Here is a 23,914-nt window from a genome sequence, read left to right as displayed (position 1 = left end):
GATACAATCGAGAAACTTCCAGAAACCTTTTCTTTGATTGGGCTGCTTTTTTTGTAAGTCTAGTTTATAATAGAACCAATGTTCGTATTGTATTTTGTTAGAAACGGAGTTGATTATAATGATTTTTAATAAAGGAGAGCTATTTAGCGGACCAGGCGGTCTATCTTTAGGTGCTCAGCTAGCTGAAGTGATAAGTCCAACAGGTGAGGTATTCAGAGTTCAGCATTCATGGGCAAATGATTATGATCCTGCAGCATGCGAGACCTTTAGACATAATATTTGTCCTGAGAATCCCGAATCTGTTATAGAAGGTGACGTAAGGACACTGGATATTGAAGCCCTTCCAAGAATCAACGCTTTTTCTTTTGGGTTTCCTTGTAATGATTACAGCAGTGTTGGTGAGAAAAAGGGGTTTAATGGTGATTTTGGACCGTTGTACTCCTACGGAGTTAAGGTATTAAATATCCATAGACCGCTTTGGTTCATTGCCGAGAATGTTGGAGGGCTTGAGAGTGCTAATGACGGTGAAGCCTTTGTTAAGATACTATCAGACTTAGAGCAGGCAGGTTACAACTTAACACCGCATTTATATAAGTTTCATGAATATGGTGTTCCACAAGCAAGGCAAAGGATAATTATTGTGGGAATTCGGAAGGATTTGGGGTTGCGATTTAGAGTACCTGAACCTACCCATGGCCCTAATAATTATAGAACTGCAAGACAAGCACTGGAGGAACCTTTAATTCCAGCAAGAGCCACAAATCAGGAGTACACAAATCATCAAGGTAAAGTTATTGAAATGCTTTCACATATTCCACCAGGAGAAAACGCTTGGTATGAAGGGTTGCCTGAACATCTTAGATTGAATGTTAAGAAGACCAAGATCAGCCAGATTTATAAGCGCCTCCACCCTGATAAGCCTGCCTATACTGTTACTGGCAGCGGGGGCGGTGGGACACATATGTATCATTATGCAATTCCCCGAGCGTTGACAAACCGTGAACGGGCTAGACTTCAAACTTTCCCTGATAACTATGAGTTTTTAGGCGGGAAAGAAGCGGTGAGGAAACAAATTGGGATGGCAGTTCCGCCAATGGGTGCAAAAGTAATAGTCGAAGCTATCCTAAAGACGTTTGCTGGTGTACCGTACAATTCTATCGAGGCCCAGTGGACATTCGATAATACAGAAGAAGAGATTACATTGGTTAAAAACAGAGTAAGGGAAGAAGCAGAAGAATATGTTGTAAGGTGATTAATTAGGCGGGGCCAATCCTCGCCTTTTTGCTTGATCTATAGAGGAGCAAAGCTCCTTGATTGTGTAGTCAAACGAATCCTTCTTTAGTTGATGTTCCCAGATTCTTATTATAGCCCATCCCATATTCTGATAGTATTCTGTTACTTCTTGATCCCTTTCTTTGTTGCGATTTAGCTTTCTAAGCCAGTATTCCTGATTGCTTTTTGGCATGTTACCGTGGATGTCGCAACCATGCCAATAGCATGAATCAATAAAAATAACCAACTTATACTTCTTAATAGCTATGTCGGGTTTTCCAAAGAGTCCGCTTAGATTTCTACGAAATCTATATCCCCTTTTCCACAGTTCGTTACTGACCCTATCCTCTAGCTTAGTGCCAGTTGAGCGTATTGCTTGCATATTTTTCTTTCTATCTGCTGGCATTAAGTTATCTGCCATGGTTCCCTCCAAACAAAATCAACACGAGATAAAATTCGCTAAAACCTTGAAGGAAAACAGCTTTCTTTGTCGAAATAAAGCTATATGGCTTGGGTAATTATTCCCATTTGAATAGAAAGATAGGTGATGCGAATGCCAACAGCAGGCGATGTCTTTTATGTGAGACTTAAACATGCACATCTAAGGTGGGGAACTTTAGGTGCATCAAGACAAGTAAATCAAAGAAGTCCTCTTGAAGCCTACGTTCAGATTCCAGTATCAGATGCGGAAGCTTGTACTATCCTTCCAGGAACCATATTCAACGGCAGTTCAACGGATGGATTCTTTAATGTTAAGGTTAGAGCTTCTGGATCAGCCAAAAAACGCAATAATAGTACTGGGATTACTACAAAGTACGCAAAACAATTCCAAGGAAGCGGCGATCTTAAATTATTCGGACGCTGGTATCGGCATGTTAACGCTCAACCAGGCGATATGATTAAAGTTGAATTTACATCAGCTCATGATGTTGAGTTCACAAAGATATAGATCATCGATTCTTATTAGTTCATTATATCAGAATATTATGTCCAAGCATGCTAGTTAACATCCGTGATCACATTCATGATCATGAACCTTAGATTATTGACGGAAATCCAAGGAAACAACACAACAGACCGAAGTCCGAAAACTCGCACTAAAGCATGCTTTCTATAATGCTCCCGCGATTGAGGATGAATGCATGGCGAAGTTCCCGTAGCCCACATATTAGCTATGCCATGCCAAATGCTTGGTTCCATGAAATGAGACTATGCAATCTTGTTGATCTGTACAATGTGAACTACACTCCCAGAGGGGATAGCGCTGGAAGAGCCGTATACGATGACTCGCACCTACGGTTCTGTGAGAGGCCCATGCCAAAGCATGGGCCTCCTCTATTGTTAAATTAGTTTTTCGGACTGACAGAATCCTGAAAGCTGAGCGTCGTCTTCCTGTTGGGGACGAATTGGGGACGAGACTTCGAATCCAAGAAATTGGCAGCGGGTCCACCAGTCTTATCGAGTCATTTTAATATGTGAAAGCGCCTGAAAATAAAACAAAAATCAAAAGTACAAGTGCGACAATTCCACCGACTCTGCTCATAATCAGGTAAGCCTCGCTTGGCTCAGACTCGCCTTTCACCACCCAACCATATCGGAGATACCATCCGAAGGAAGGATAGACGATGTTCAATATCGCCAGTATGATGAAAAGAATAATGAAGACGGCCATATTCATCAGCTCCTTAATATGTAATACGCTGGTGAGATCGTTGATGTTTCGATGAGAGAGCGATTATTGGATTAACGGATTTGACAGACGCACAGGACTTAAAATCCTGCGGTGGGGGAGGGATTACGATTTACAATGGCTAAAGACCATAACGGACAGCGATTTTGTGGGTGGAGAACCTGAGTTCATGGAAGTTGTGTCTCGGTACGCTTCGAGGGGCGTTCTGATCAACGATGAGCTAAAGGTCGCGATGATGGAGATGTCGGGCGCAAGTCTTTACAAGCTGCCTGGAGGCGGCGTAGAGGAGGGCGAAGAAAGGGCAGCGGCGTTCTTGCGCGAGATTAAGGAAGAAACGGGTTATGATGCTGTTATCATTGAAGCGATTGGATATATCGACGAGCACAAAAATAGAAATCAGTTCATGCAGCGTTCTTATTGTTACATGGCCAAAGCGACAAAGCAACCGGGAAACACTGCTTTGACCGAAGAGGAAACTCAGTTGGGGATGCGAGTGAAGTGGATGAGTCTCGAAGAGGCCGTCGCGCAACTTCGTAATTTGATCGATCGTTGCGAGGATTATTCTACGAAGTTTATGCTTCTTCGGGACCTTACGATTCTAGAGCACGCTTCACGGGTGCTGGGGAATGGCACGGTACATAACGTGGAAGATGAGTGCGTTTGGGCAATTTTCGTGGCAGAGCAGGCGGACGTGTTTCCGAACTTCTATCCGATAGGACTCCACACTTGCCGTGAAAGAGCCGTAGAGGAGTTGAAAGCATTGCCGCGAGATAGGAATTATCAATTGCTAAAGCTGCCTGTCAATCGAATGTTTCCCTATTATCATAAAAAGAGCGGCAAGTTGGTTGGAATGGACGGAGTGGATCATGAGCATTTTCATTTCAGAGACGATACGCAGGAGGGCTAGTCATGAACATTCGAAAAGCCACTGAGGGAGACATTGATGCACTCATTCTCATGCGCTGGGAGTTCACGTTGGAGCACCAGCCGGGAGTGAGCGATGATTTCGAGTTCTTTGCCACGGAATGCCGAGCTTTTCTGGAAGAGGCGATACGCGGCGAACGTTGGCATATTTGGATTGCAGAGGTTGACGGGGTTATTGCGTCTCATATGTACATGCAACTCATCGATAAAGTGCCGCGCCCTGGTCGCATTACTTATCCCTTTGCCTACATGACGAACGTCTACACGGACCCGGAGTATCGGTCGAGAGGAATCGGCAGCCAACTCCTGCAAACGATTCGCGAGTGGGCGGCGGCAAGCAAGTATGAATTCATTATCGTCTGGCCGAGCGAAGAGGGCAGGGAGTTCTATTCAAGGAACGGGTATACGCTATGCAACGATCCTATGGAACTGTACTTATAATGTAATCATGTCCTATCGGTTCATAGGCTAGGAACGCAAAAGACCGCCGGCAAGCCGACGGCCTTACTCTCCTCTCAGTTACCCCGGAAACGGAACCGCAGGCTGTTCTGCGCCCAAAACAGGCGAGAGATCTGACGAGACATACGTGGAGACGGAAATGTCTCTTAGCACTTGAGGGTACATTTTATCGGGATCGGGAAGAATCGCTCTATACTGAATGATCGCTTCGCCTTTCACGAAAGAAATGCCCGTAATTTCGATGCCGTACCCTGGATGTGGAGCGGTCGCGGTAACGGTAACTTTAACCACATCGTCTGTAACCTTCTCGGTCGAAAGCGTGGCGTTGTTGAAAATGGACGGCGCCGGTTCTTCGATAGGCAATGCATCGCGGATAAACTTGACCGTTCTGGCGATGAGGATATCGGCCTGCGCTTGGGTAACCCCGTTCTTAGGGTGGAAACGCTGCTTGCTGTCTCGTGTGAAGATTTTGGCGATCAGCAGCTTCTGGATGCTCTCCATGTTACCGTCCGAAATAAGCTTCGCGTCGGAGATATTAATGAAGATTTCAATCCAGGCATATTCCCCTTTTTGGCTAAGGGCGCCATAGAGCCATTTGGCGAATTGCTCGCGAGTGACTTTGGCGGAAGGATTGACGTCTTTCGGCAGATCCAGACCGTTAAACTGAGCGATAATAAAATCGTTGGCATAAGGAGCGTCATCTTTAACTTTCGAGTAATAATCGCTTGCCTTAGGCTCCTTGATGAAGCGGATATGATCGATGTTCAGATCCAGCCCTTTGACGATCGCGCTGACCGCTTTGGCGACGGTGATCCCCTTTTTGTCGGCTTCCTTCGAACTTCCTTGTCCTGCAAAAGCCGATCCGGCGGTGGTAAAGCTGAGTACGGCAATCAGTGCGAGCAAAAAAATCGACTTGCGAAATCTTGGTTTCATCTTCGTCCCCTCCGTTTGGTAATGGAATGACTTCTAGTTGGTATTGTAGACGCCGATGCGTTGGAAAAGGTTGCACTTGTTCGGGGACGTTCGCAAAATGGCGGCATAACGACAAATAAAATCCCGCAGGCTCGTTGAGAGCGCTGCGGGGAAAGTGGGGCGTGAAGCCGTTATTAGAATCCGGCTCTCAAGATGATGACCAGGAGGACAAAAAGAACAAGAGCGATCGCAGCCCCGGAACCGCCGCCAGCTATAGGGTAACTCATACTATCACCGCCGTATGATTATTGTGATGATCGCTCATCACCCCTATAGCTTATGACGGGATGAATATAGGGACAGTACTATCGCACAGATTGCGACATTTTCCGCGTATGCACAGGCAAACGGCCGCAGTCCAATTACGAGCGGTTACCGCCGCTTCGTCCGCTCGAACCTTCGGAGCGCCCTGCAGAGCCGCCGGAGCGTCCTGCGGATCCCAAGCTGCGTGCATTGACGCCTTCGGAACGTCCAGCCGAGCCTGCGCTGCGTCCAGCCGAGCCGCCGGAGCGTCCGGCCGACCCCAGGCTGCGCGCGCTAACGCCTTCGGAACGTCCGGCCGATCCGCCGCTGCGTTCCGCGGCGCCTCCCGAGAAGCCCCCGGACCTCCCCAAATTATGCAACTTAAAAGCCATCGCGATTACACCTCCAGTGAGATAGGATTGGCTTAGTATATGTTTCGTTATTACGGCACGAAATGGACAAGTGTAGAATCCGCTCCAAAGTAAACGGCAGCCGAACAACAATCGTCGACCTATTTAATCCACTGTCTCATATGCTGCAGCTGCTGAATGTAATAATCTAATTGTTTTTGGGCGATATCCAGGTTTTTGAAGTGGCTGCTTGAGGGCTGCGATCGTTGATTGTTAGCCTCTTCGAGCACTTCCAAGGCCAGAGCGGCTGCATACGTCGAAATTCCGTCTCCTATAGTCGCAATGGATGCCCCGATAAAGGCGAGCCGGGCAATCTGAATGTCTCTCAACTTGGCGAGTTGTTCGTCCTCGGAATTGTTGTTCATTGTCATTTCCCTCCTGGAAGGGGAGTGATGGCGATTGTTAGATCTTATGCGAACAGTCATGAAAATTATTGCGCTATCCCCAAAAGAATGCCGGACCGATCAGATGAATTTGTAAAAGCTCTACGTATGTCGTACAAGTGGGGCGGGGAAGCTTAACGTCCATCATCGGCGTCTATCCCTCCCGATCTCCCTGATGAATTTCCCTTTTTCGTCGTATACCATAATGCTCAGTCCCTTAATGGCCCCCTTTGTCTCCATGAGCAACTTCATTGCTTCATCTCGTGATAGCGGTACATTGACACGTTTCCCGTTATATGCGAGATAATACCTCAGTTTTCGACCTCCAAATGCATCATTTTGATCAATAATTCGACGATTTCTATCATTACCCTTTAATGAAAAAGAAGCCTTATATCAAGGCTTCTCGGAGTTTGAGTATGGCGACTGTGATTGTCGGAGGGCATTGTGAGAAATCGGAGTTAATCGTGCCGAGAGTCGCGTGATGCGCTCATTCTTCACTCGGATGAAAGTCGGTCTATGTGCGAGAACATCAATGTTATCATGTCCAGCGCCATTTGTTGCTCTTTTTCGGAGCGGTTCAGAACGACTTTCCGTATTTTATTTATGTAGTACTCGTTGCTTCTCTCCAGGTGATCGTAAAGCAGATCATCGGCTGTAACCCCTAATTGGTTCGCTAGCCTGATCAGCGTATCCAGCGTCAGCGAGCGTTCCCCTCGTTCGATTTGTCCAATGTACGCGTGGGACACATCTACTTTTTCAGCCAACATTTCCTGTGTCCAATCTTGTTTGAGCCGCTCTTGGCGCAACTTGGCTCCTAAAACTTTATAATCCATCGTCCATCCCTCCACATTAACAGTAGTTAATTTGAAAGGGTTATTTAACGAACTATTTGTTTCAAAATATTTACCAATAGTTTCATTTGAGATATAGTATTTAGGAGATAGTTCCAATTACTTAAGAATCCGAGAATAAATGACACAACAGGACAGGAGGTGCAGATACAAGTAAGTCTATAGACGGAGTTTATCGACCATTTAAGCAGCGCACAAATTTTATGAGGGATAATACCTACTATAAAGGAGAATCGGCCCGTGTTCTGTTCAAATTGCGGAGCAAGCTTAAACAACCAAAGTCATTTTTGTAGTTCGTGCGGAACGAAAGTAGCTTCTCCAAATGCTGGAGCGATGGGGAAGGAGCAACCGGATGCAAGGGGGCAAGCTGATCTGACGGAAAAACTGATCGGAAAAAATGCTGCATATTACATAAGCAGATGGGCGCGTCCCGGTCAACGAAAAGGATGGAACTGGGCTACGGCTTTCTGGTGGTTTTTATGGTTAGGGTATCGGAAAATGTACAAGGATTTGATCTTCGTTAATTTTGCATTTGTCCTGGGCACTACTTTTGTAGAATTGATCGGAAGACCTGATTTGATTTTAGGTTTGAACGCGGGCTTGTTCGTGTATTTTGGCATGTACGGCAACGTTTATTATCGTAATCACATTAGCAAGCTGGAACAGAAGCATCTAAGCAATCCGGCTCTGTATCCGGTCGAAAAAATTGGCGGAACCAGTGTCGGCGGAATTTTTATAGCGCTTGGAGTGGGTGTGTTAGGCTCGCTTATTTCGGTAATGATCACTGGTTTCTAAAGTCGGGTGAAAATAGCGGAAGGAATGGTGCTTTGCTTCAAAGCGCCGTTCCTTTTTAAGATGCAGTCGATCAAAATGTTATGAGGAGAGAATAAAGTGACATCTGAACTAACCTTGCTTTTGGTTGCTGTCATGGTAGCTGTGCTGGGGACAGGAGTAATCGGCTTAAGCAACAGATCAGGTTAAAACAGAGAACCAAGAGATCGTTGAACCGGTTGAAAATGAAACCGTAGAAAAGCCCGATGGGGATACTGCCGTTACCTTTATCGGACTTCCTTTTGCCGTAGACGGAAACTCCGATTATCAAGGGATTAGGAGCAGTATCGAATTTCTCGTTGAAGGGGCTTCCAGAGCGGATGATCTCCAAGGTCTTTTCGCAACAAGAAGGCGTTCAAGACCAGCGAGCATGAAACTGTTTAGTCGGATACGCTGGGTATCATTCGACCAATATGCTTGTCGTGCGAATGCCACTAATAGATGAAAGGACAAATATTGGTGGCAAGGAGTTGAAGTAGATGCCTGAAGTGACGTCGCATCTCGGTCTGAAAAAACCGCTGGAGAACGAAATAGCGGACATATCCATCATTAATGAAAACATGGATATGATTGATTTGACATTGGGCGATCTAGGGGCTGTTCCAACTGCGGCAAAGACAGTAGCGGGAGCAATCGAGGAACTGCACGAAACAATTCAAGACATTGACATTTCTGATGGGGCGATCACTCCAGCAAAACTCTCGTTCGATCCGGCAACGCAGACGGAATTGGACGCTCATGCCAACGCGACAAGTGTCCACGGTGCAACCAACGCACCCACCGCAAGCCGCCTTATTATCCGTGACGCTGCCGGACGGGCGAAAGTAGCTGCACCTGCCGCGAGCGATGACATTGCCCGTCTGGACTCGATTACGAAGATTCAAGTTAGTCTCGGCAACGTCGACAACTACGGCACGGCCACGCAAGTGGAAGCCGAGGCGGGTACGGCGACCAATAAGTTTATGACGCCGCAACGGACGAAGCAGGCAATCGATAAGTTTACGGGTAGCGTGCCGCTACGAGTTAGCGCGGGGGAACTTGAGTATTTCGATGGAACAGTGTGGAAGAAGGTGGGGGGAGATATGTCGAGATATAAGAAATTAAATATTCTAACTGGGTTGCCGTCAACAAATGAAACGCCTTCGACTCTGGTTAATGTGACGGGGAAAGCGGGATACCTAACACGTGCTTGGATTTCGGGGAATAATGGTTCTGGTGTTTCGATGAAACAATTTTTTGAGATAACAATTGATGGGACAATTACCTATCACACTTTAATAACTTCAACAGCTACGAGTACCGGTGTAAGTTTTAGATCGGGAATTATCAAAGATAACCAAATAACCGGCTATGACAGCTCAAATTCTTTGGGTCTAAGAATGCCGGGAAGCTATGCGAATGGGGTTTTGTATAATACGATGACTGGCGGAGTTAACACAATAATAAGTCAATACCCGTATGTTAATACAACACTAACTACTTCTGCGACCTACTCCAGACTTGTTCCGATCGATCAACCTTTATTTTTTAGCAATTCCTTGATGATTAGAGCTTATCAACTTAATACGTATTCGTCGGCAATTAATGGCTATGAAATTAGCTATGTGACTGAATAAAAGAATGGTGGGCGATTGATATGAGCGAAAAGAAAATCGAAATAAGGGACAAGCAAGTTTATGAAGTGGAGACTTGGGAAGATGGGTCTAGAATCGAAAAATTTCTGGGTGAAGTTGTCGGATTGATAATCGAGGGTGGGAAGTTACACATTCGCACGTTCAATCATGTTTCAATGCATTTCGAGAGCAAAGAGGAATTTGAATTACCGTCACCGGGGGGTTTCGACGACGAATTAGAAGAACGAATTAACGGTCGATTAGCATATTGGAAGTCCGAAGGCTTCGCAACCTAAGCGAGGCCTATCAAAATCAAGTATCGAATGAAGTAGGCCTACGAAGAGCTTTCTTCGAACAACACTTTAGTCAAGGAACGGCACCAACCCGGCACCAGATTGCATGCAGATTTCCAGTAAATTCTCCCTTCATTTAAGAAAATAAAAAAGAGAGCCCTTATCACTCTAAGGCTCTCGGTCGCTTAAGTATGGTGATCTGAACAGGGATCGAACCTGTGACCCCCACCCTGTCAAGATGGTGCTCTCCCAGCTGAGCTATCAGATCATGTTTTGTTTAGCGGCGACAAGTAATATAATAACAAGCCCAGAATCCAAAGTCAACACGATTTTTGAAAAAAGTTTTGCACAATCTACGCCAAGCTAATCGAGTGTCAATCCGAGCGAAAAGAGGGATGTTTCGAGCGTCTGCCGCGTACATATGTATCATCAGCGCGTATCGGCAGGAGGGCGGAGAATGAGGGACGCGGCATTGCTTGCGGTGTGGATTATCGGCTTGTTCACTCTGATCGGGGGCGTGATGGCTGCGGTCGTACGGTTCGTGAATAAAGATACGTCTGCGTATGACAAACAACTGACTTGGGCGCATTTTCCGCAAGCTCAGGATCGCCCGCACGAGGGAACTTCCGAGACCGTGCAGGAGGATCGGCGAGGATAACGGTATCGTACCGAAAAAAAATCAGGGGTGACTGGAGCTGCAATCCGCTCCGGCCACCCCTGGTTCCGTATTATTCCTCATCGTCCCATTTGCGGGAGTAGGCCTTCTTGGTCGTCCAGAGCACGATCCAGATGAGCAGAACTGCGATTACGCCGGCAATGATAAACGTGGTAAGCAACGAGCTTCTTCCTTTCCTCGGTCGGTGTCCCAACTATCATATCATGAATTATTCGTCGGGGGTTAGCCGTTCGAGCTCATAGGCGACTTGCTGTTCGATGAATTTCATCGCGCCGGTGCGGCCGACGAAGTCAGGCTGGTCGTCTCCGTAATGCATCAAGTAAACTCGTTTCTGCAATTCCGCGGGCAGCGTCAGCAGCTGCGGCAGACAGGCATGGACGGCGCCGGGGGGATGCAACTGGCAGTCATGGAAAATGACTTTTACGCCGCGGTCGCGCACGAGCGATTCCAGCAGGTCTGAATCGAATACGGTGTCTCCGGAATAAAAGAAGAAGCCGTTAAACAGCATCGAGAAGTTCGGCTTGTTCGGAATATGGCGAGTCGGAATGGGTTCGACTTCAAGGCCGGGCATCAGTTGATGGCTGGTTCCAACCGTCAGAGGCCGCACGTCAAAAAAGTCGTGAATCGTCTCGGACTCCTCTTGTTGCAGCCCTCCTCTTAGGGAATGCTCCCATATCGGCTGAACCAACGTATCGGCAATATAAAGAATCGGCTTGCGGCCGTAGACGAACTTCATCTGGAAAGCGAACTCTTCCAATCCGCCGATGTGATCGGCATGGATGTGCGTAATCAGAACCGCGTGCAAATCGTTAAATCCGTACCCCAGCTCGTGAAGCGCTTTGGGCGCGGTAATTCCGCAATCCACGAGCAGGAGGCGGCCTTCCGCTTCGATGATGGCGTTGTTGTTATTGAAGGCTTTGGCAAAGGCGCTGCCCGTTCCCAACATGGTGATCTTCAACTCGGTACCTCCTAAGAAGGGGGAATCTCATAAGCAGATTTCAGCTTTATTCAATGTACCATAATTTACCTTGCTAAGTAAGAAGGCAAGCCAAAAAACATACAAACGTCAGTAGCGGTATAGGCGGCTCGCGCATAGTCTGTGGAGACAATTATTATTTCCAGGGCTGTGCGAAAGGGAGATCGCCGATGGGCAAAGTGAACAAGAAGAAGAAGTCGGCAGCGGCGGAACAGCAGAAGCGGGCGCAAATGAGAATCGTAACTTCCGACGTATGCGCCGTATGCAAAACGCCATGCACCAGGGGGCTTCGTTATTTGGCCCAGATGAACGTCCCCGGCGCCGTAGGTCAGGGCGTTCCTTGCGTGCTGACGCTGCCCGGTCGGCAATGAAACGCGATTTCCCGGGCAAGCGCAGCAATCGGCATAATGCGACATTAACCCGCTGAAGAAAAATGATAAACTTTTCATCCATTTTTAACTTTCCCGCGCAACTTTCCGTTTAAGCGTCAGTATAACCAAGTACGAAAGCTATACGAGACGGCGAAAAGACGGAGGAAACGAATCATGAAAGTTCGTAAACTGATCGTACTGGTTACGACGTTAACGTTGTTGTGCGGCAGCGTGGCTTATGCGGATTCCGTATCCCAGAAATTGAGGGTGCTGATTAATAACAAGAAGTCGGAAGAAGTGGCCGACGGAGGAATCGTCGTAGACAACAAGCTCTACATTGCCTCCCAGGTCGTATCGGACAGGTTGCAGGCGATCGTGGTCAGGGAGGACGGGAAGGCATCCGTTTACAAGCCTAACGTTCATATGGTGACCAATGTCGGTCCGAAGATTTTCGCAGGCGTGAACAAGAACGATAAAATCAAATTCAACACGTTTATTCAGGTAGATTCCTTGAAGCTGGACATCAGCGCCCTGAAGCTGACGATCGCCGATCCTTACGGGGATGAAGTGCTGATCGAACAGCGTAAATCCGGCGATGGCAATTTCCCGGACGGCAAATCCGATTTCTGGATCACGGTCGAGGACATCACTTACACTTTCGACAAGGCGGGGGCGTACACGCTGCGTTTCTCGGTCAGACCGGCCGGCGAATCCTCCTTTAAGGTTATTTCGGAGAAAACAATTACTTCCCAGTAAACGAATAGAACGAAGCCCGAACCGAGAGCGGATCGGGCTTTTTTTAGGTTTGACCCTAGTTGGCGGAAGTGATACGATACGTGAGTAGGAAAAAACAACCGAATTGAACGGAGGCTCACTATGAGCGATCATGTCCATGACGAGAATTGCGATCATGACCACGACGAAGCGGTATTTATCGTAACGGACGAGGAAGGCAACGAACACGAGATGGTGCTCGTGTATACATTCGAAAACAATGGCCGGGTATACGCAGTGTTGCTGGACCGTAACGATCCTGAAGATGACGGCGTCATTTTCCGCGTTGAAGAAGACGGCGAAGACGAAGTTCTCGTCAACATCGAAGACGATCAGGAATGGGAAACGGTCATGAAGGCTTACGAAGAACTTGCCGCGCAAGAGAACGGGCAAGCTTGAGTTGCGCTCCCGCAACGATGCAATAAGGCTGACATCCTTCGACGACGAAGGGATGTCAGCCTTATATTATTTTCTCGGATTGTAGTAGATCGTTCTTCCGTTGAACATGCGGACTTCCGCCTGCAGTTGTTTGCCGATCCATTTGCACAATTCGTTGGCTTTCGACTTGTCTCCGTGCGTGGAGTCGTCCGGCAGCACGAAGTGAATATAAGGGACAGATTGTTCATCGTTGCTCCGTTGCCCGGTGCCGACGACGATGTAACGGTACTGAGGGGACGTGCCTTTCAAATAAAACCAGCGACCTTCGGCTTCGGGCTTCTGTTCGATGCTGTACGGAAAAGCCGATTCGGCGTAATCCCAGCCCAACTGTTGGCCCGTTAACCGCATTTGTTCCTTGTAATGCTGCAGCTGTTCCTGAACGCCCGCCAGATCGATTTCGGATACGGTCGAGCCTTGCACAAGCGATATGTAAGCGCTTTGACTCATCGGTTCCACCCCCACGCCCATGATAGCATTTCCCGCTTTCGTTGGCAACGGGTTCCAGAAGCGGCGAAAGCCCGCCGTCTGGCGCGCATTGCGCCGGAGGGCGGGCTTTCGGCAAGCCGGACTTTTTGAACTTCTGGTCCAATCATTGTTCAAAAAGTTCGGTTTTCAGCACCGAGAAGGTTGCATGAAGCTTAGGGAATGAGGAGCGGAGCGTAGGAAAACCTACGTGAGCACCGGAAGGCCCGGCTGAATGCAAGATTCGACGTCGAACCCGCTCCCTGTATCTGCATCGTGATCAAAGCCGGACTTTTTGAACTTCCTTACGAGATGGCCGTTTCTTCCAGGATGACTTTGACGTTCGTCACCGACCGGTCTTCAGGTCCTTTGACCGGCAAGCCGACTTCCAGGTGGTCGACGATATAGTCGATGTTCTCCTGGGAGATGACTTCTCCGGGCAGCAGAATTGGAATGCCGGGCGGGTAGACGTAGACGAACTCGGCGATGATGCGGCCGGCCGATTCTTTGAACGGCACCAGCTCGGTTTCCCCGTAAAAAGCGTCTCTGGGCGTCAGCGCGAGATGAGGGATCTCCGGAATAACGACGACGACTTCGGGGATTTCTTTCGAATCCGCATGGTAAGCGTCGGACAGAGCTTTAAGCGCATCGATTAGAATGCCTAAGGATGCTTCATCGTCGCCCGGCGTGATCAGACACAGAATGTTGTACATATCGCTGAGCTCGACCTCGAGCTTGTAATGCTCACGGAGCCAATTTTCCGCGTCGTATCCGGTAATGCCGAGGTGCCGCACGTGGATCGTCAGCTTCGTCGGATCGTAATCGTAAGTCGCTTCTTCTCCGAGAAGATCGTCTCCGAAACTGTATAAGCCGGGAATGCGGTTAATTTCTTCCCGACCTTTCTGCGCGAGCCGCAGCGTCCGTTCGGCGATTTCCTTGCCGCGAATTGCGAGCTGCCTGCGCGCTGTATCGAGCGACGCCAACAGCGGGTAAGAAGTCGATGTCGTCGTTAGCAAGCTGAGAATCGTCTGCACGCGCTGCGGGTTGACGAGCCCCTTGCGCACGTTCAGAATCGAGCTTTGCGTCATGGAGCCGCCGAGCTTATGGACGCTCGTCGCGGCCATATCCGCTCCGGCCTGCATCGCCGACAGCGGCAGCTCCTCCGAGAAGTGGATCAGCGCCCCGTGCGCTTCGTCCACGAGCACCGGCATGTCGTATTCGTGCACGAGATCGACGATTTCCTTCAAATTCGCGCACACCCCGTAATAGGTCGGGTTGATGACGAGCAGCGCGGCGGCGTCGGGATGGCGCTCCAGCGCCCGGCGAACAGACCGGGTCGTGACGCCGTGGTCGATGCCGAGGTTCGTATCCCGGACGGGGGACAGGAAGACGGGCCGCGCGCCGGCGAAGATGATCGCCGAGAGGATGGACTTATGCACGTTGCGGGGCACGATGATTTTGTCTCCCGTGCCGCACACCGACAAAATCATCGTCATGATGGCGGTGCTCGTTCCTTGCACGGAGAAGAATGTCGCATCCGCTCCGAACGCGTCGGCGGCAAGCTTCTGCGCTTCCAGAATGACGCCCGTAGGCTGGTGCAGATCGTCCAGCGGAGCGATATTGATCAAGTCGATGTCGAGTACGTTTTGTCCGATATATTCGCGATATTCGGGATCCATTCCCGCGCCCTTCTTATGCCCCGGGATATGGAATTGCACCGGATTTTGCTTTGCATGGGAACGCAGCGCGTCGAATAGCGGAGTGCGATTATGATCCAATAGAAGTTCCCTGCCTTTCTCGTGACGTGCCAGAGGGTTAAACGTTGCCTTTTATCCAAACAGCATGAGTATAACAAAAATAGGGGGGAAATCAACTATTGTCTCGAAGCGGCGAACATTGTCACCAAAACGTCAACGGTTGCGATTTGGAACTGCATGGATTTATATGCTACCATCATTAGAAGTGAGTGTTCAAAATGTCGACTTTGAATGACCTCTAAAGATAGGTTTCGGCACGTTATCTTATTTATCGTACAACAAGAGGAGAGAAATGCGCGTGAAAAGCAAATTGGCGATCGTGGGGCTCATGCTCTTTACGATTTTTATCGGATTCGGCATCATTATTCCCGTACTTCCCGAGCTTGTGACGGAAGCGAGCGAGAAATCCGCTAACTGGCATACGGGGGCGATGCTCGCGATCTACTCGCTGATGTCGTTCCTGCTTAGCCCGCTCTGGGGAGGCTTGTCCGAACGAATCGGCAGACGTCCGGTCATTATGACGGGCGTCATCGGCTTCGCGGTAAGTTTCCTGTTGTTCGGCATGTCCGGAGACCATCTATGGATGATGTACGCGTCGCGCGTTCTCGGAGGGCTGTTCTCCGGCGCAGTCGTATCCTGCATCGTGGCTTACGTCGCGGACATTACGACGGAAGAGGAGCGGACGAAGGGGATGGCGGTCGTCGGCATGAGCATCGGGCTCGGGTTTACGTTCGGACCGGGGTTCGGGGGCTTGCTGAGCCAGATTACGCTTCACACGCCGTTCTATGCGGCGTCCGCGCTTTCCCTGATCGTATTCGTCGCGGCCTGGTTCAGCTTGACCGAATCGCTGCCGCCGGAGAAACGCGCTTCCCGGGACAGAGGCAAGAGGGTGTCGCGCTGGACGGCCTTCCAGGGACCGCTTAAGTATTTGTACGTTCTGGCCTTCTTCGTAACGTTCTCGCTCGCGATATTGGAAGCGACGCTGCAGCTGTTCGGTATGGAGAAGTTCGGAGTGACTCCGCTGCAGGTCGGCATGATGTTTTTCTTCTGCGGGCTGGCCGGAGCGGTGGTCCAAGGCGGAGTCGTCCGCAGGCGGGTGAAAGTCGGACAGGAAGGCCAGTATATCGCCATCGGCTTGGTCATCTCGGCAGCCGGCTTCTTCCTTCTGCTTACGGCCAACAGCTGGGGGATGGCGACCGTCTATCTGTGCGTCTTCGGCATCGGCAATTCGCTGATCAAACCTTGCGTCACGTCTCTGATCACTCAGAAAACAACGGTCGGGCAGGGTATCGCCTCCGGCCTCAGCTCCTCCATGGATAGCCTGGGACGGATTGTCGGTCCGCTGCTCGGGGCGGCGCTGCTAGGCGCGACATCCTGGCTGCCGTTCGTCGTATCCGGTATTCTCTCGATCGCCGCGCTTGGACTGCTGGCGCAGTTCCGCAGCCAGGATCGCCGTCAGAAAGCGCCCGCCTGATCGTCGTTTCGCCTTCGTCCGCTATAAGCTGTTCCACCGGTCATCTTCTGGCCGGCAGGAACGGCTTTTTTTCATGCGCTTCAACCCTCCCCCTCCTTAGGAAAATGACTTTCGTCATCCGTTCGTTTCTCGGCAAAGTGACTCAATGCACCTGTGCGAAATTCCCGGACGCCTTACAATGGCAATCATGGAACGGAAAACCGCTGCTGGGAAAAGGTTTCGGCGAAGACCGAAGACCGATTCGCTATCGGCCTCAAGTCCAGGTCAAAGTCCGGTCTGCAGCCGATTCTCGCGCTGGACGTTTATCCGTTAAGCTGAACAATGAAAACACGCAGATGCGGAAGGGGAACGGAAAGTTGAAAAGTTTAATTGACGGCGCATTTCGCAACAAAGCGGCGATGATCATCATCGTCATCATGGTACTCGCGATGGGGGTGCTGAGCTATACCAAGCTTCCGATGGAATTTCTGCCGGAGGCCGACAATCCGCAGGTGACCGTGTCCGTCATCGGTCCGGGCTACGACGCCTCGGCGATGGACAGGGCGGTTACCGGCCCGATCGAGCAGGCGCTGGCCGGCATCAAGGGGAAGACGAACACGTTCTCCACTTCGGGAGACGGGTTCTCGCAAGTGAACTTGAATTTCGATTCAAGCACGAACATGAAGGAAGCGAAGCAAGAGGTGGAGAGGGCGGTTGGCGGGGTTTCCTTGCCCGAGAACGTATCCTCGCCGTACGTCGTGCAGCTTAACACCTCGATGATTCCGATCTCGTTCGTGACGCTGACGTTCGCGGACGGCGTCAGCGATGCGGAGAAGGAGACGCTGGAGCAGCGGATCAGAGACGAGTTTAACGCGATTGGCGGCGTTGGCACCGTCATGGTCGCCGGCAAGCCGCAGCCTTCCATTCGCATCGAACCGGATGCCGCGAAGCTGGCGGAGAAGGGCGTTCCGCTTCAGGCGCTGTACGGAGTGCTGCAAGGGCGCACCGCTTCTTCCGCGGTCGGGGAGAGCGTGCTGGACGGCCAGATCGTCAATCTGAACGTCGTCGCCGATCTCCAGAGCGTCGATACGCTGAAGCAGCTTTCCGTCGTGCCGGGAGTGAAGCTGGGCGAAGTGGCGAACGTGACGCTGGACGATTCTGCGGAAAGCCTGTTCCGCGTCAACGGCAGAGAGGCGATCGAGTTCATCATCTCCAAGGGGGCCAACTCCAACGCGGTCGCCGTCGGCAATGAAGTCGAGAAAATCATCGACAAGCATAACGAGGAGAACAAGGCGGTCGAGTTGAAGGTCGCGATCAGCACGTCGGAGCAGGTCGTTCACTCAGTGAACAGCATGATGAGGGAAGTGCTTCTCGGGGCCCTGTTCGCTACCATCGTCATTCTCGTGTTCATGCGCAACGTTCGGGCCACGCTCGTAACGATCGTCTCGATCCCGCTGTCGCTGGCGATGACGCTGTATCTGCTTGATCTGTCGGGCATTACGCTGAACATTTTGACGCTTGGCGGCGTCGCGGTCGCCGTCGGACGGCTCGTGGACGACAGCATCGTCGTCATCGAGAACATTTTCCGCAGGCTGCAGAAGGAGAAGTTCTCCAAGGAGTTGATCATCGACGCGACCGCCGAGGTAGCTCGGGCAATTACTGCTTCCACGCTGACGACGATCGCGGTATTCCTGCCGATGAGCTTGCTGAGGGGCAGCCTGCAATCGTTCCTGCTGCCGTTCGCGTTAACGATGACGTATTCGCTGCTGTCGTCGCTGCTCGTCGCTCTGACGCTTATTCCGCTTATGAGCGCCGGCGTGCTGCGCAATTCCAGCATTAAGGAGCACCAGCCCTCGAAGCGGTTCGTCCGCCTGCTGGAATGGAACCTGAAGCGCAAGTGGCTGCCGATCCTCGGCGCGTTCGCGCTGCTGGTCGCTTCAATTGCCACTTACATGGCGATGCCGAAGGGAGCGATCGATTCCTCGAACGCGGAGAACGTCAACGTAAATCTGCAATACAAGCCGGGAACTCCGGCAGAGCAAGTGCTCGAGAATGGTTTGAAGCTGGAAACCTACTTGCTGGGCCGGGACGACGTGGAGTTGGTCGCCATGAGCAACGGCAACAATTCCGATGCGGCCAAGTACGGGTCCGTCAGTTCACCGACCTTCGTCACTTACATGTTGAAAATGAAAAAGGGCGCGGATGCCGAAACGGCGATGGAGGAAGTGAAGGCACAGACCGCCGGTTATCCGGAGGCGGAGCTGAACGTGTCGGCCGGCGACTTCATGTCGAGCAGCGGCTCCACGCAAGTCATTATCGACATTACCGGCAACAATCTCGAAACGATCGGCAAGACGGCCGAAGAGGTCATGGCGAAGATCGCGCCGATCAAGGATGTGCTGAAAGTCGAGAGCAATCAGCAGGAGAAGAAGACGATCTACACGCTGGAGGTCGATCCGGCCGCAGCCAAAGCGGGAGAGATCGCCATGCAGCTCCAGGGCATGCTCAACCCGGTGCCGGTCGGTTCGATCGCTGTGGACGGACAGACGGTTCCCGTCTTCGTCGAGCCAGCGCTCAAGCCGCAATCCGAGAAGGAGCTGTCGTCCCTGACCGTCATGACCGACGAAGGTCCGAAGCCGGTGTCTGCCGTGGCGAAGTGGGTGAAGTCGGAGCAAGCGACGACGTTCTATCACAAGGACGGCAGCAGCTACGTCCGCGTGTCGGCTTCGGTCGAACCTTCCCAATTGTCCAAAGTCGGGGCCGAGATCGACAAGCAGTTGAAGGAAGTTACGCCTCCGGAAGGCGTCAAGCTGAACGTGGGCGGCGCTTCGGCGGATCAATCGGCCGACATTATGAGCCTGTTCATGATGATGATCGTCTCCATCGGAGTCGTCTACCTGATCATGGTGTTTACGTTCAAGACGCTTAAGGCGCCGCTGGCCATCATCAGCTCGATTTTCTTCGTGCCGATCGGCGCCGTGCTGGGACTGATCGTGACGGGCATTACGCCGGACTTTACGGCGATCTTCGGAGTCGTCATGTTGATCGGCATCGTCGTCACGAACGCGATCGTGCTGATCGACCGGGTGAAGCACAACGAGGAGCGCATGACGATTCGCGAAGCGCTGCTCGAAGCGGCCGGAACGCGCATGCGTCCGATTCTCATGACCGCGATCGCCACCGTCGGCGCAATGCTTCCGCTTGTGTTCGGCTCGTCGGAGAGCGGCAGCATCGTCTCCCAGAGTCTGGCCATCGTCGTCATCGGCGGGCTGATCGTCTCGACGCTGCTCACGCTCGTCATCGTGCCTTGCATCTACGAGCTTCTGTACTTCCGCAAGTCGGCTCGCCAGCGCAAAATCTCCGCTGCAGCCGTTAGCGAAGCGGCTGCGCAATAACATGCGAAGGAGCGCCGGCAGCCGACGCCGATAAAGAAAGGGCCTGTATCCCGTTTTCCGGGAGCCAGGCCCTTTGCGTTACAGCGCCATCCGGTACAGAGGAAGCAGCGTGCGGAACGTCTCCTCGGCGCGCTTCATGAACGCTTCTCCGTCCGCCAGCAGCGGATCGCCCCGCTGAATGTGAATGCCGCAGGTGAGCTCGGCGGCTTTGACCGTTTTCAGCCTGACGAACAGCTCCTCGAGCTCGCCGTCCGCCAGCTCTCCGTGGATGTGGCCCGTCGGCACCATATGGTCCTTCGACCATACGTAATGCGACGGAATCGAACCCCGCACCGACTGCAGCTCGGCCAGCGCCCGCTCGGCGAACTGATCCTTGCTCGGGCATTCGTAGATGACGGCGAACTGGACGAATACGTGCGTCGACCAGAGGCCAATCTGGAAGTGGGGGTGGGCTTTGTACCCTTTCTTGTTGCGGGCGAAAGCGACCCAGGAGTCGTTCGGCGGATTGACGGTTCTTCTGGCATGTTTGGCGACGTGCGTAAACATCTCTTCTCCGCAAGCTTCCGCCAGGAACGGCGCCATGCGCTCCCCGAGCAAATGAAACTTCGGTCTTACCCGGTCGATCAGCGCCTCCATGCGGGCTTCCAGCCCTTCGATCTCGAACACTTCGAAATCCTTATCCTCGAATCCCGTAAACACATTGGTTGCGGCTACGCTCATGTTCTTGACTCCTTTAAATAAAAGATAGCGATCTGAGTGCGGTCCCGAAGGCCCAGCTTGCCCAAAATTTCCGAAATATAATTTTTCACCGTGCCCTCGCTGAGGAACATCGCTCCCGCGATTTCCTTGTTCGACTTGCCGTCGGCGATATGCCGGACGATGTCCTGTTCCGCCGGGGTGAGCCCGGCGTCTGCCAGCCGCTTGGCCGCTCCGCCGGAGTCCGCGCGGGAGTCGCGCTGATCCAGCAGGCCGGCCAGCTTGCGGGCGATGTCCGGATGAATCAGATGATTGCCCTCGGCGACGGATTTGATGCCGGAGACGATCCGGGCGGGCGGCACGTTCTTCAGCAAGTAGCCGTTGGCGCCGTTGCGGATCGCCTGCACGATGTATTCGTCGTCGTCGAACGTCGTCAGAATGAGCACCGCCGGCGGCTTGTCCAGCGTCTTCAGCAGGCGCGTCCCTTCGACGCCGTCGCATCCCGGCATGCGGATATCCATCAGGACGATGTCCGTCTCCGGATGCTCCTGAACGAATCGATAGCCTTCCTCGCCGTTGCCGCACGTGCCGATAACGGTCAGGTCCGGGTCCAGGTCGAGAATGAGCTTTAAGCTTTCTCGTATGAACGGGTCGTCGTCAACGATGACCAATTGAATCATGGCGATAGCTCCTTCTCCGGCGCGGGTCGGGATCGCGAATACGGAACAATCGTCGAGAGGACGAACCGGGGGTTCGTCTCGACGCGAAGCCGCCCGCCGACCACCGCCAGTCTGTCTTGCATGCCTTTAAGCCCCAGGCCCGGAGCAATTCGGTCGGGCTCGGTCCCGTTGTTGGAGATGTTCATGGCGATCTGATCCTCTGCGAAGCGCAGCTCCACCTCGACGGCGGTAGCGCCGCCGTGCCGGACCGCGTTCGTGATCGCTTCCTGCGCGTTCCTATACAGCACGAACTCCAAGCTGGGGTAGAGCGGGTACGGATTGCCGGTTACCGCGAAGTCGACCTCGATCCGCAAGTCTCTGGCCGCGTCTTCGATCAGCCGGTGCAGCGCGTATCGCCTGGCGCCCGCGGAATCGACAGGCTGCAGCTTGCGAACCGTATACCGCATATTGTTCATGCTCTCTTCCAGTTGCCCGCGCACCTGCTCGATCAGTCCCGTCGCCTGACCCGGATTGCGTTCCATCAATTGAAGCGCGGCTTCGGTCATCATTTTCACCCGAATCAACCGGTGTCCGAGATCGTCGTGCAGCTCAGTGGCGATTCGGCTGCGTTCCTGAACCTGTGCGTAGTCCTCGACTTTCCTGGCGTACTCCATCGCGCGCGTCCGCTCCTGCTCCAGTTGATCCTGGCTGCCTGCCAGCGATTCCATCTCTTTTTCCAGCCGGTCCGTCTGCCGCTGCTGCACGAAGACGCCCGCCACGAACAGCGCGACGGTCAGCCATGCGACATTCATCGTCCAGATCGTGTCCGAGGGAAGTCCGGATGCGCCGGAGTTGAGCGCCGCGCCCGACAGAACGATCGCCAAGCCGAGCTCCGCGGGTTTGTTCAGCAGGAGAACGGCGGAGACGAGCAAGGAGTATTGGAGAAAATAAAGCAGCCCCCCGTATTCGTGAAAAAGCCACGAGAAAGCGATCATTCCGAGCGGAATAAGCAGCATCGCGTACTTGCGGGCGAGCGGCAGCAGTCTGGAGCATAGCAGCGCCAGAAGGATGCACGCGACGTATTTTCCGACCGAGGGGATGTCCGCTTCGTAGAGAGTGGCGATCGCCGGAACGACGATCAGCAGGTGCTGAAGCCAGACAAGAGGCAGCCTCATGGGGAACTCCTTTCGGGAATGCTAGGGCGTGTATGGATACACGCCCTCGGGTGATTTCCATTATAGCACTCAAGAAATGACTTTTGTCACCTCGACGCGCGAAAACCGGTGACTCAATATACCTGCCGCGAAATCGCGGATCTACTATAATGGGGTCAACAAGCCAGAGAGGGGAAGCCGACATGACGTTCGTGCAATTCAAAGAGGTCGTCAAAAAATACGATACGAAAATCAGCGTGAATCACTTGAATTTGGACATCGCGCAAGGGGAAATATTCGGTCTGCTCGGCCCCAACGGAGCGGGCAAAAGCACGACAATCCATCTGCTGTCCGGCCTGCTGCCGATGGATGCCGGTGAAGTCCTGCTCGACGGGTATTCCGTAGCGAAGCGGCCGCTCGAGACGAAAAGCAGAATCGGCCTCGTTCCGCAGGAGCTGGCAATTTACGAGCTGCTGTCGGCCAGAGAGAACGTCACTTTTTTCGCCAAGCTGTACGGACTGAGGGGAAATCTGCTTAAGGAACGGGTGGAGGAGGCGCTTGAATTCACCGGGCTGCGGGATTTCGCCAAAGACAGGCCGGCTAAGTTCTCCGGCGGCATGAAGAGGCGGCTGAACATCGCTTGCGCGATCGTGCACCGTCCAAAGCTGATTATTATGGACGAACCGACCGTCGGCATCGACCCGCAGTCCCGCAATCATATTCTGGAGTCGGTCAGGAAGCTGAACGAGATGGGCTCGACGGTAATCTACACGAGCCATTACATGGAGGAAGTCGAAGCGATCAGCACGCGTATCGGCATTATGGACAAGGGCAGGCTGGTCGCACAAGGGACGAAAGAAGAGTTGAACATTCAAGTCGGCCTGGAGGAGAGGCTGATGCTCGAGACGAACCGCTTGACGGACGAAGCCGCGGCCGAAATCCGCAGCCATCCCCGAGTGACCTCCTTCCAACGGCGGGAGGATGCGCAGCTGGAGCTGGTGCTGCAGGAATCGCAAGCGTATTTGCAGGATATTTTGTTCATCCTCACCAAGCATGAGTTGAAGCTGCAGAAGCTGACCCGGGTCGAGCCGGATTTGGAAAGCCTGTTTTTGGCGCTGACCGGCCGGACGCTGCGGGACAAAGCCTGACGGGGCGGAGG

General features: G+C 52.2%; 26 protein-coding genes and 1 tRNA gene. 14 read left to right on the top strand and 13 right to left on the bottom strand.

From position 1 onward, the window contains the following. Positions 1-118: 118 nt before the first annotated feature. Entirely contained in the window at positions 119-1,252 is a 1,134-nt protein-coding gene (locus B0G52_RS00600; RefSeq protein WP_094041576.1) for a DNA cytosine methyltransferase, read from the top strand. On the opposite strand, the gene B0G52_RS00595 is transcribed toward B0G52_RS00600, so the two are convergent. Next, positions 1,253-1,693, bottom strand: coding sequence for a very short patch repair endonuclease (locus B0G52_RS00595; RefSeq protein ID WP_094041575.1), 441 nt, complete (start codon positions 1,691-1,693; stop codon positions 1,253-1,255). It lies immediately after the preceding gene. A gap of 132 nt (positions 1,694-1,825) precedes the next feature. Here B0G52_RS00595 and B0G52_RS35190 point away from each other — a divergent pair, with 132 nt between their 5' ends. Beyond that, positions 1,826-2,221 carry a hypothetical protein gene (locus B0G52_RS35190; RefSeq protein WP_143762486.1) on the top strand — a complete coding sequence of 132 codons (396 nt, stop codon included), beginning with the start codon at positions 1,826-1,828 and terminating at the stop codon, positions 2,219-2,221. A gap of 519 nt (positions 2,222-2,740) precedes the next feature. On the opposite strand, the gene B0G52_RS00585 is transcribed toward B0G52_RS35190, so the two are convergent. Further along, the gene (locus B0G52_RS00585) at positions 2,741-2,944 is read right to left on the bottom strand and encodes a DUF6199 family natural product biosynthesis protein (RefSeq protein ID WP_094041573.1); all 204 of its coding nucleotides are present in this window, start codon (positions 2,942-2,944) and stop codon (positions 2,741-2,743) included. Positions 2,945-3,131: 187 nt separating this feature from the next. On the opposite strand from B0G52_RS00585, the gene B0G52_RS00580 reads away from it, so the two are divergent. After that, a complete protein-coding gene (locus B0G52_RS00580) occupies positions 3,132-3,869 on the top strand; it encodes an NUDIX hydrolase (RefSeq protein ID WP_094041572.1) in 738 nt (245 codons plus the stop codon). 2 nt (positions 3,870-3,871) lie between these two features. Continuing rightward, positions 3,872-4,327: a GNAT family N-acetyltransferase gene (locus B0G52_RS00575; RefSeq protein WP_094041571.1), complete on the top strand. Its 456-nt coding sequence runs from the start codon at positions 3,872-3,874 to the stop codon at positions 4,325-4,327. A gap of 78 nt (positions 4,328-4,405) precedes the next feature. Here B0G52_RS00575 and B0G52_RS00570 read toward each other — a convergent pair whose 3' ends face one another. The 4 genes from B0G52_RS00570 to B0G52_RS00550 all read right to left on the bottom strand — a co-directional run bounded on the left by B0G52_RS00570 (position 4,406) and on the right by B0G52_RS00550 (position 7,189). Next, on the bottom strand, positions 4,406-5,248 hold the full coding sequence (locus B0G52_RS00570) for an S-layer homology domain-containing protein (protein WP_143762484.1): 843 nt from the start codon (positions 5,246-5,248) through the stop codon (positions 4,406-4,408). A 431-nt stretch (positions 5,249-5,679) separates the two neighbouring features. Further along, positions 5,680-5,952 carry a hypothetical protein gene (locus B0G52_RS00560; protein WP_094041569.1) on the bottom strand — a complete coding sequence of 91 codons (273 nt, stop codon included), beginning with the start codon at positions 5,950-5,952 and terminating at the stop codon, positions 5,680-5,682. A 119-nt stretch (positions 5,953-6,071) separates the two neighbouring features. Beyond that, positions 6,072-6,335 (bottom strand): hypothetical protein, encoded by a 264-nt coding sequence (locus tag B0G52_RS00555; RefSeq protein WP_094041568.1) that lies wholly within the window; start codon positions 6,333-6,335, stop codon positions 6,072-6,074. A gap of 515 nt (positions 6,336-6,850) precedes the next feature. Next, on the bottom strand, positions 6,851-7,189 hold the full coding sequence (locus B0G52_RS00550) for a helix-turn-helix domain-containing protein (protein WP_094041567.1): 339 nt from the start codon (positions 7,187-7,189) through the stop codon (positions 6,851-6,853). A 258-nt stretch (positions 7,190-7,447) separates the two neighbouring features. On the opposite strand from B0G52_RS00550, the gene B0G52_RS00545 reads away from it, so the two are divergent. The 3 genes from B0G52_RS00545 (at position 7,448) to B0G52_RS00535 (ending at position 9,947) form a co-directional block, all read left to right on the top strand. Next, the gene (locus B0G52_RS00545; RefSeq protein WP_094041566.1) at positions 7,448-8,002 is read left to right on the top strand and encodes a DUF2628 domain-containing protein; all 555 of its coding nucleotides are present in this window, start codon (positions 7,448-7,450) and stop codon (positions 8,000-8,002) included. Positions 8,003-8,517: 515 nt separating this feature from the next. Then, a complete protein-coding gene (locus B0G52_RS00540) occupies positions 8,518-9,654 on the top strand; it encodes a hypothetical protein (protein ID WP_094041565.1) in 1,137 nt (378 codons plus the stop codon). A 20-nt stretch (positions 9,655-9,674) separates the two neighbouring features. Then, entirely contained in the window at positions 9,675-9,947 is a 273-nt protein-coding gene (locus B0G52_RS00535) for a hypothetical protein (RefSeq protein WP_094041564.1), read from the top strand. A 189-nt stretch (positions 9,948-10,136) separates the two neighbouring features. Here the strand turns inward: B0G52_RS00535 and B0G52_RS00530 are convergent. Continuing rightward, a tRNA-Val gene (locus B0G52_RS00530) sits at positions 10,137-10,212 on the bottom strand. Between the two features lie 189 nt (positions 10,213-10,401). Here B0G52_RS00530 and B0G52_RS00525 point away from each other — a divergent pair. Continuing rightward, a complete protein-coding gene (locus tag B0G52_RS00525; RefSeq protein WP_094041563.1) occupies positions 10,402-10,602 on the top strand; it encodes a hypothetical protein in 201 nt (66 codons plus the stop codon). A 226-nt stretch (positions 10,603-10,828) separates the two neighbouring features. On the opposite strand, the gene B0G52_RS00520 is transcribed toward B0G52_RS00525, so the two are convergent. Then, on the bottom strand, positions 10,829-11,578 hold the full coding sequence (locus B0G52_RS00520; protein ID WP_233162228.1) for an MBL fold metallo-hydrolase: 750 nt from the start codon (positions 11,576-11,578) through the stop codon (positions 10,829-10,831). A 188-nt stretch (positions 11,579-11,766) separates the two neighbouring features. Here B0G52_RS00520 and B0G52_RS00515 point away from each other — a divergent pair, with 188 nt between their 5' ends. From B0G52_RS00515 to B0G52_RS00505, 3 genes are all read left to right on the top strand, one after another. After that, positions 11,767-11,967: a hypothetical protein gene (locus B0G52_RS00515; protein WP_094041562.1), complete on the top strand. Its 201-nt coding sequence runs from the start codon at positions 11,767-11,769 to the stop codon at positions 11,965-11,967. Between the two features lie 174 nt (positions 11,968-12,141). Further along, on the top strand, positions 12,142-12,723 hold the full coding sequence (locus B0G52_RS00510) for a hypothetical protein (RefSeq protein ID WP_094041561.1): 582 nt from the start codon (positions 12,142-12,144) through the stop codon (positions 12,721-12,723). 120 nt (positions 12,724-12,843) lie between these two features. Continuing rightward, positions 12,844-13,140: a DUF1292 domain-containing protein gene (locus B0G52_RS00505; protein ID WP_094041560.1), complete on the top strand. Its 297-nt coding sequence runs from the start codon at positions 12,844-12,846 to the stop codon at positions 13,138-13,140. A 66-nt stretch (positions 13,141-13,206) separates the two neighbouring features. Here the strand turns inward: B0G52_RS00505 and B0G52_RS00500 are convergent, their stop codons facing one another. Together B0G52_RS00500 and B0G52_RS00495 are read right to left on the bottom strand one after the other, a co-directional pair. Next, on the bottom strand, positions 13,207-13,626 hold the full coding sequence (locus tag B0G52_RS00500) for a DUF1885 family protein (protein ID WP_094041977.1): 420 nt from the start codon (positions 13,624-13,626) through the stop codon (positions 13,207-13,209). Positions 13,627-13,946: 320 nt separating this feature from the next. After that, positions 13,947-15,419 carry an aminotransferase class I/II-fold pyridoxal phosphate-dependent enzyme gene (locus B0G52_RS00495; RefSeq protein ID WP_094041559.1) on the bottom strand — a complete coding sequence of 491 codons (1,473 nt, stop codon included), beginning with the start codon at positions 15,417-15,419 and terminating at the stop codon, positions 13,947-13,949. A gap of 277 nt (positions 15,420-15,696) precedes the next feature. On the opposite strand from B0G52_RS00495, the gene B0G52_RS00490 reads away from it, so the two are divergent. Next, complete coding sequence (locus B0G52_RS00490) at positions 15,697-16,872, top strand: MFS transporter (protein WP_094041976.1); 1,176 nt, start codon at positions 15,697-15,699, stop codon at positions 16,870-16,872. A 356-nt stretch (positions 16,873-17,228) separates the two neighbouring features. Then, positions 17,229-20,246: an efflux RND transporter permease subunit gene (locus B0G52_RS00485; RefSeq protein ID WP_233162226.1), complete on the top strand. Its 3,018-nt coding sequence runs from the start codon at positions 17,229-17,231 to the stop codon at positions 20,244-20,246. A gap of 78 nt (positions 20,247-20,324) precedes the next feature. Here B0G52_RS00485 and B0G52_RS00480 read toward each other — a convergent pair whose 3' ends face one another. The 3 genes from B0G52_RS00480 to B0G52_RS00470 are packed head-to-tail and all read right to left on the bottom strand — an operon-like array spanning position 20,325 to position 22,776. Next, complete coding sequence (locus tag B0G52_RS00480) at positions 20,325-20,966, bottom strand: YktB family protein (RefSeq protein WP_094041558.1); 642 nt, start codon at positions 20,964-20,966, stop codon at positions 20,325-20,327. After that, positions 20,963-21,622, bottom strand: coding sequence for a response regulator (locus B0G52_RS00475; RefSeq protein WP_094041557.1), 660 nt, complete (start codon positions 21,620-21,622; stop codon positions 20,963-20,965). The genes B0G52_RS00480 and B0G52_RS00475 overlap by 4 nt, the downstream gene beginning before the upstream one ends. Then, positions 21,619-22,776, bottom strand: a complete 1,158-nt coding sequence (locus tag B0G52_RS00470; RefSeq protein WP_094041556.1) for a sensor histidine kinase — start codon at positions 22,774-22,776, stop codon at positions 21,619-21,621. The genes B0G52_RS00475 and B0G52_RS00470 overlap by 4 nt, the downstream gene beginning before the upstream one ends. Before the next feature lie 182 nt (positions 22,777-22,958). Here B0G52_RS00470 and B0G52_RS00465 point away from each other — a divergent pair, with 182 nt between their 5' ends. Further along, positions 22,959-23,903 (top strand): ABC transporter ATP-binding protein, encoded by a 945-nt coding sequence (locus B0G52_RS00465; RefSeq protein WP_094041555.1) that lies wholly within the window; start codon positions 22,959-22,961, stop codon positions 23,901-23,903. The last annotated feature ends 11 nt before the right edge of the window (positions 23,904-23,914 follow it).

The sequence above is a fragment of the Cohnella sp. SGD-V74 genome (assembly GCF_003001675.1).
GTDB lineage: Bacteria > Bacillota > Bacilli > Paenibacillales > Paenibacillaceae > Cohnella.
The sequence above is the reverse complement of the archived record's forward strand: the minus strand, read 5'-3'. Positions and strand labels throughout refer to the sequence as shown.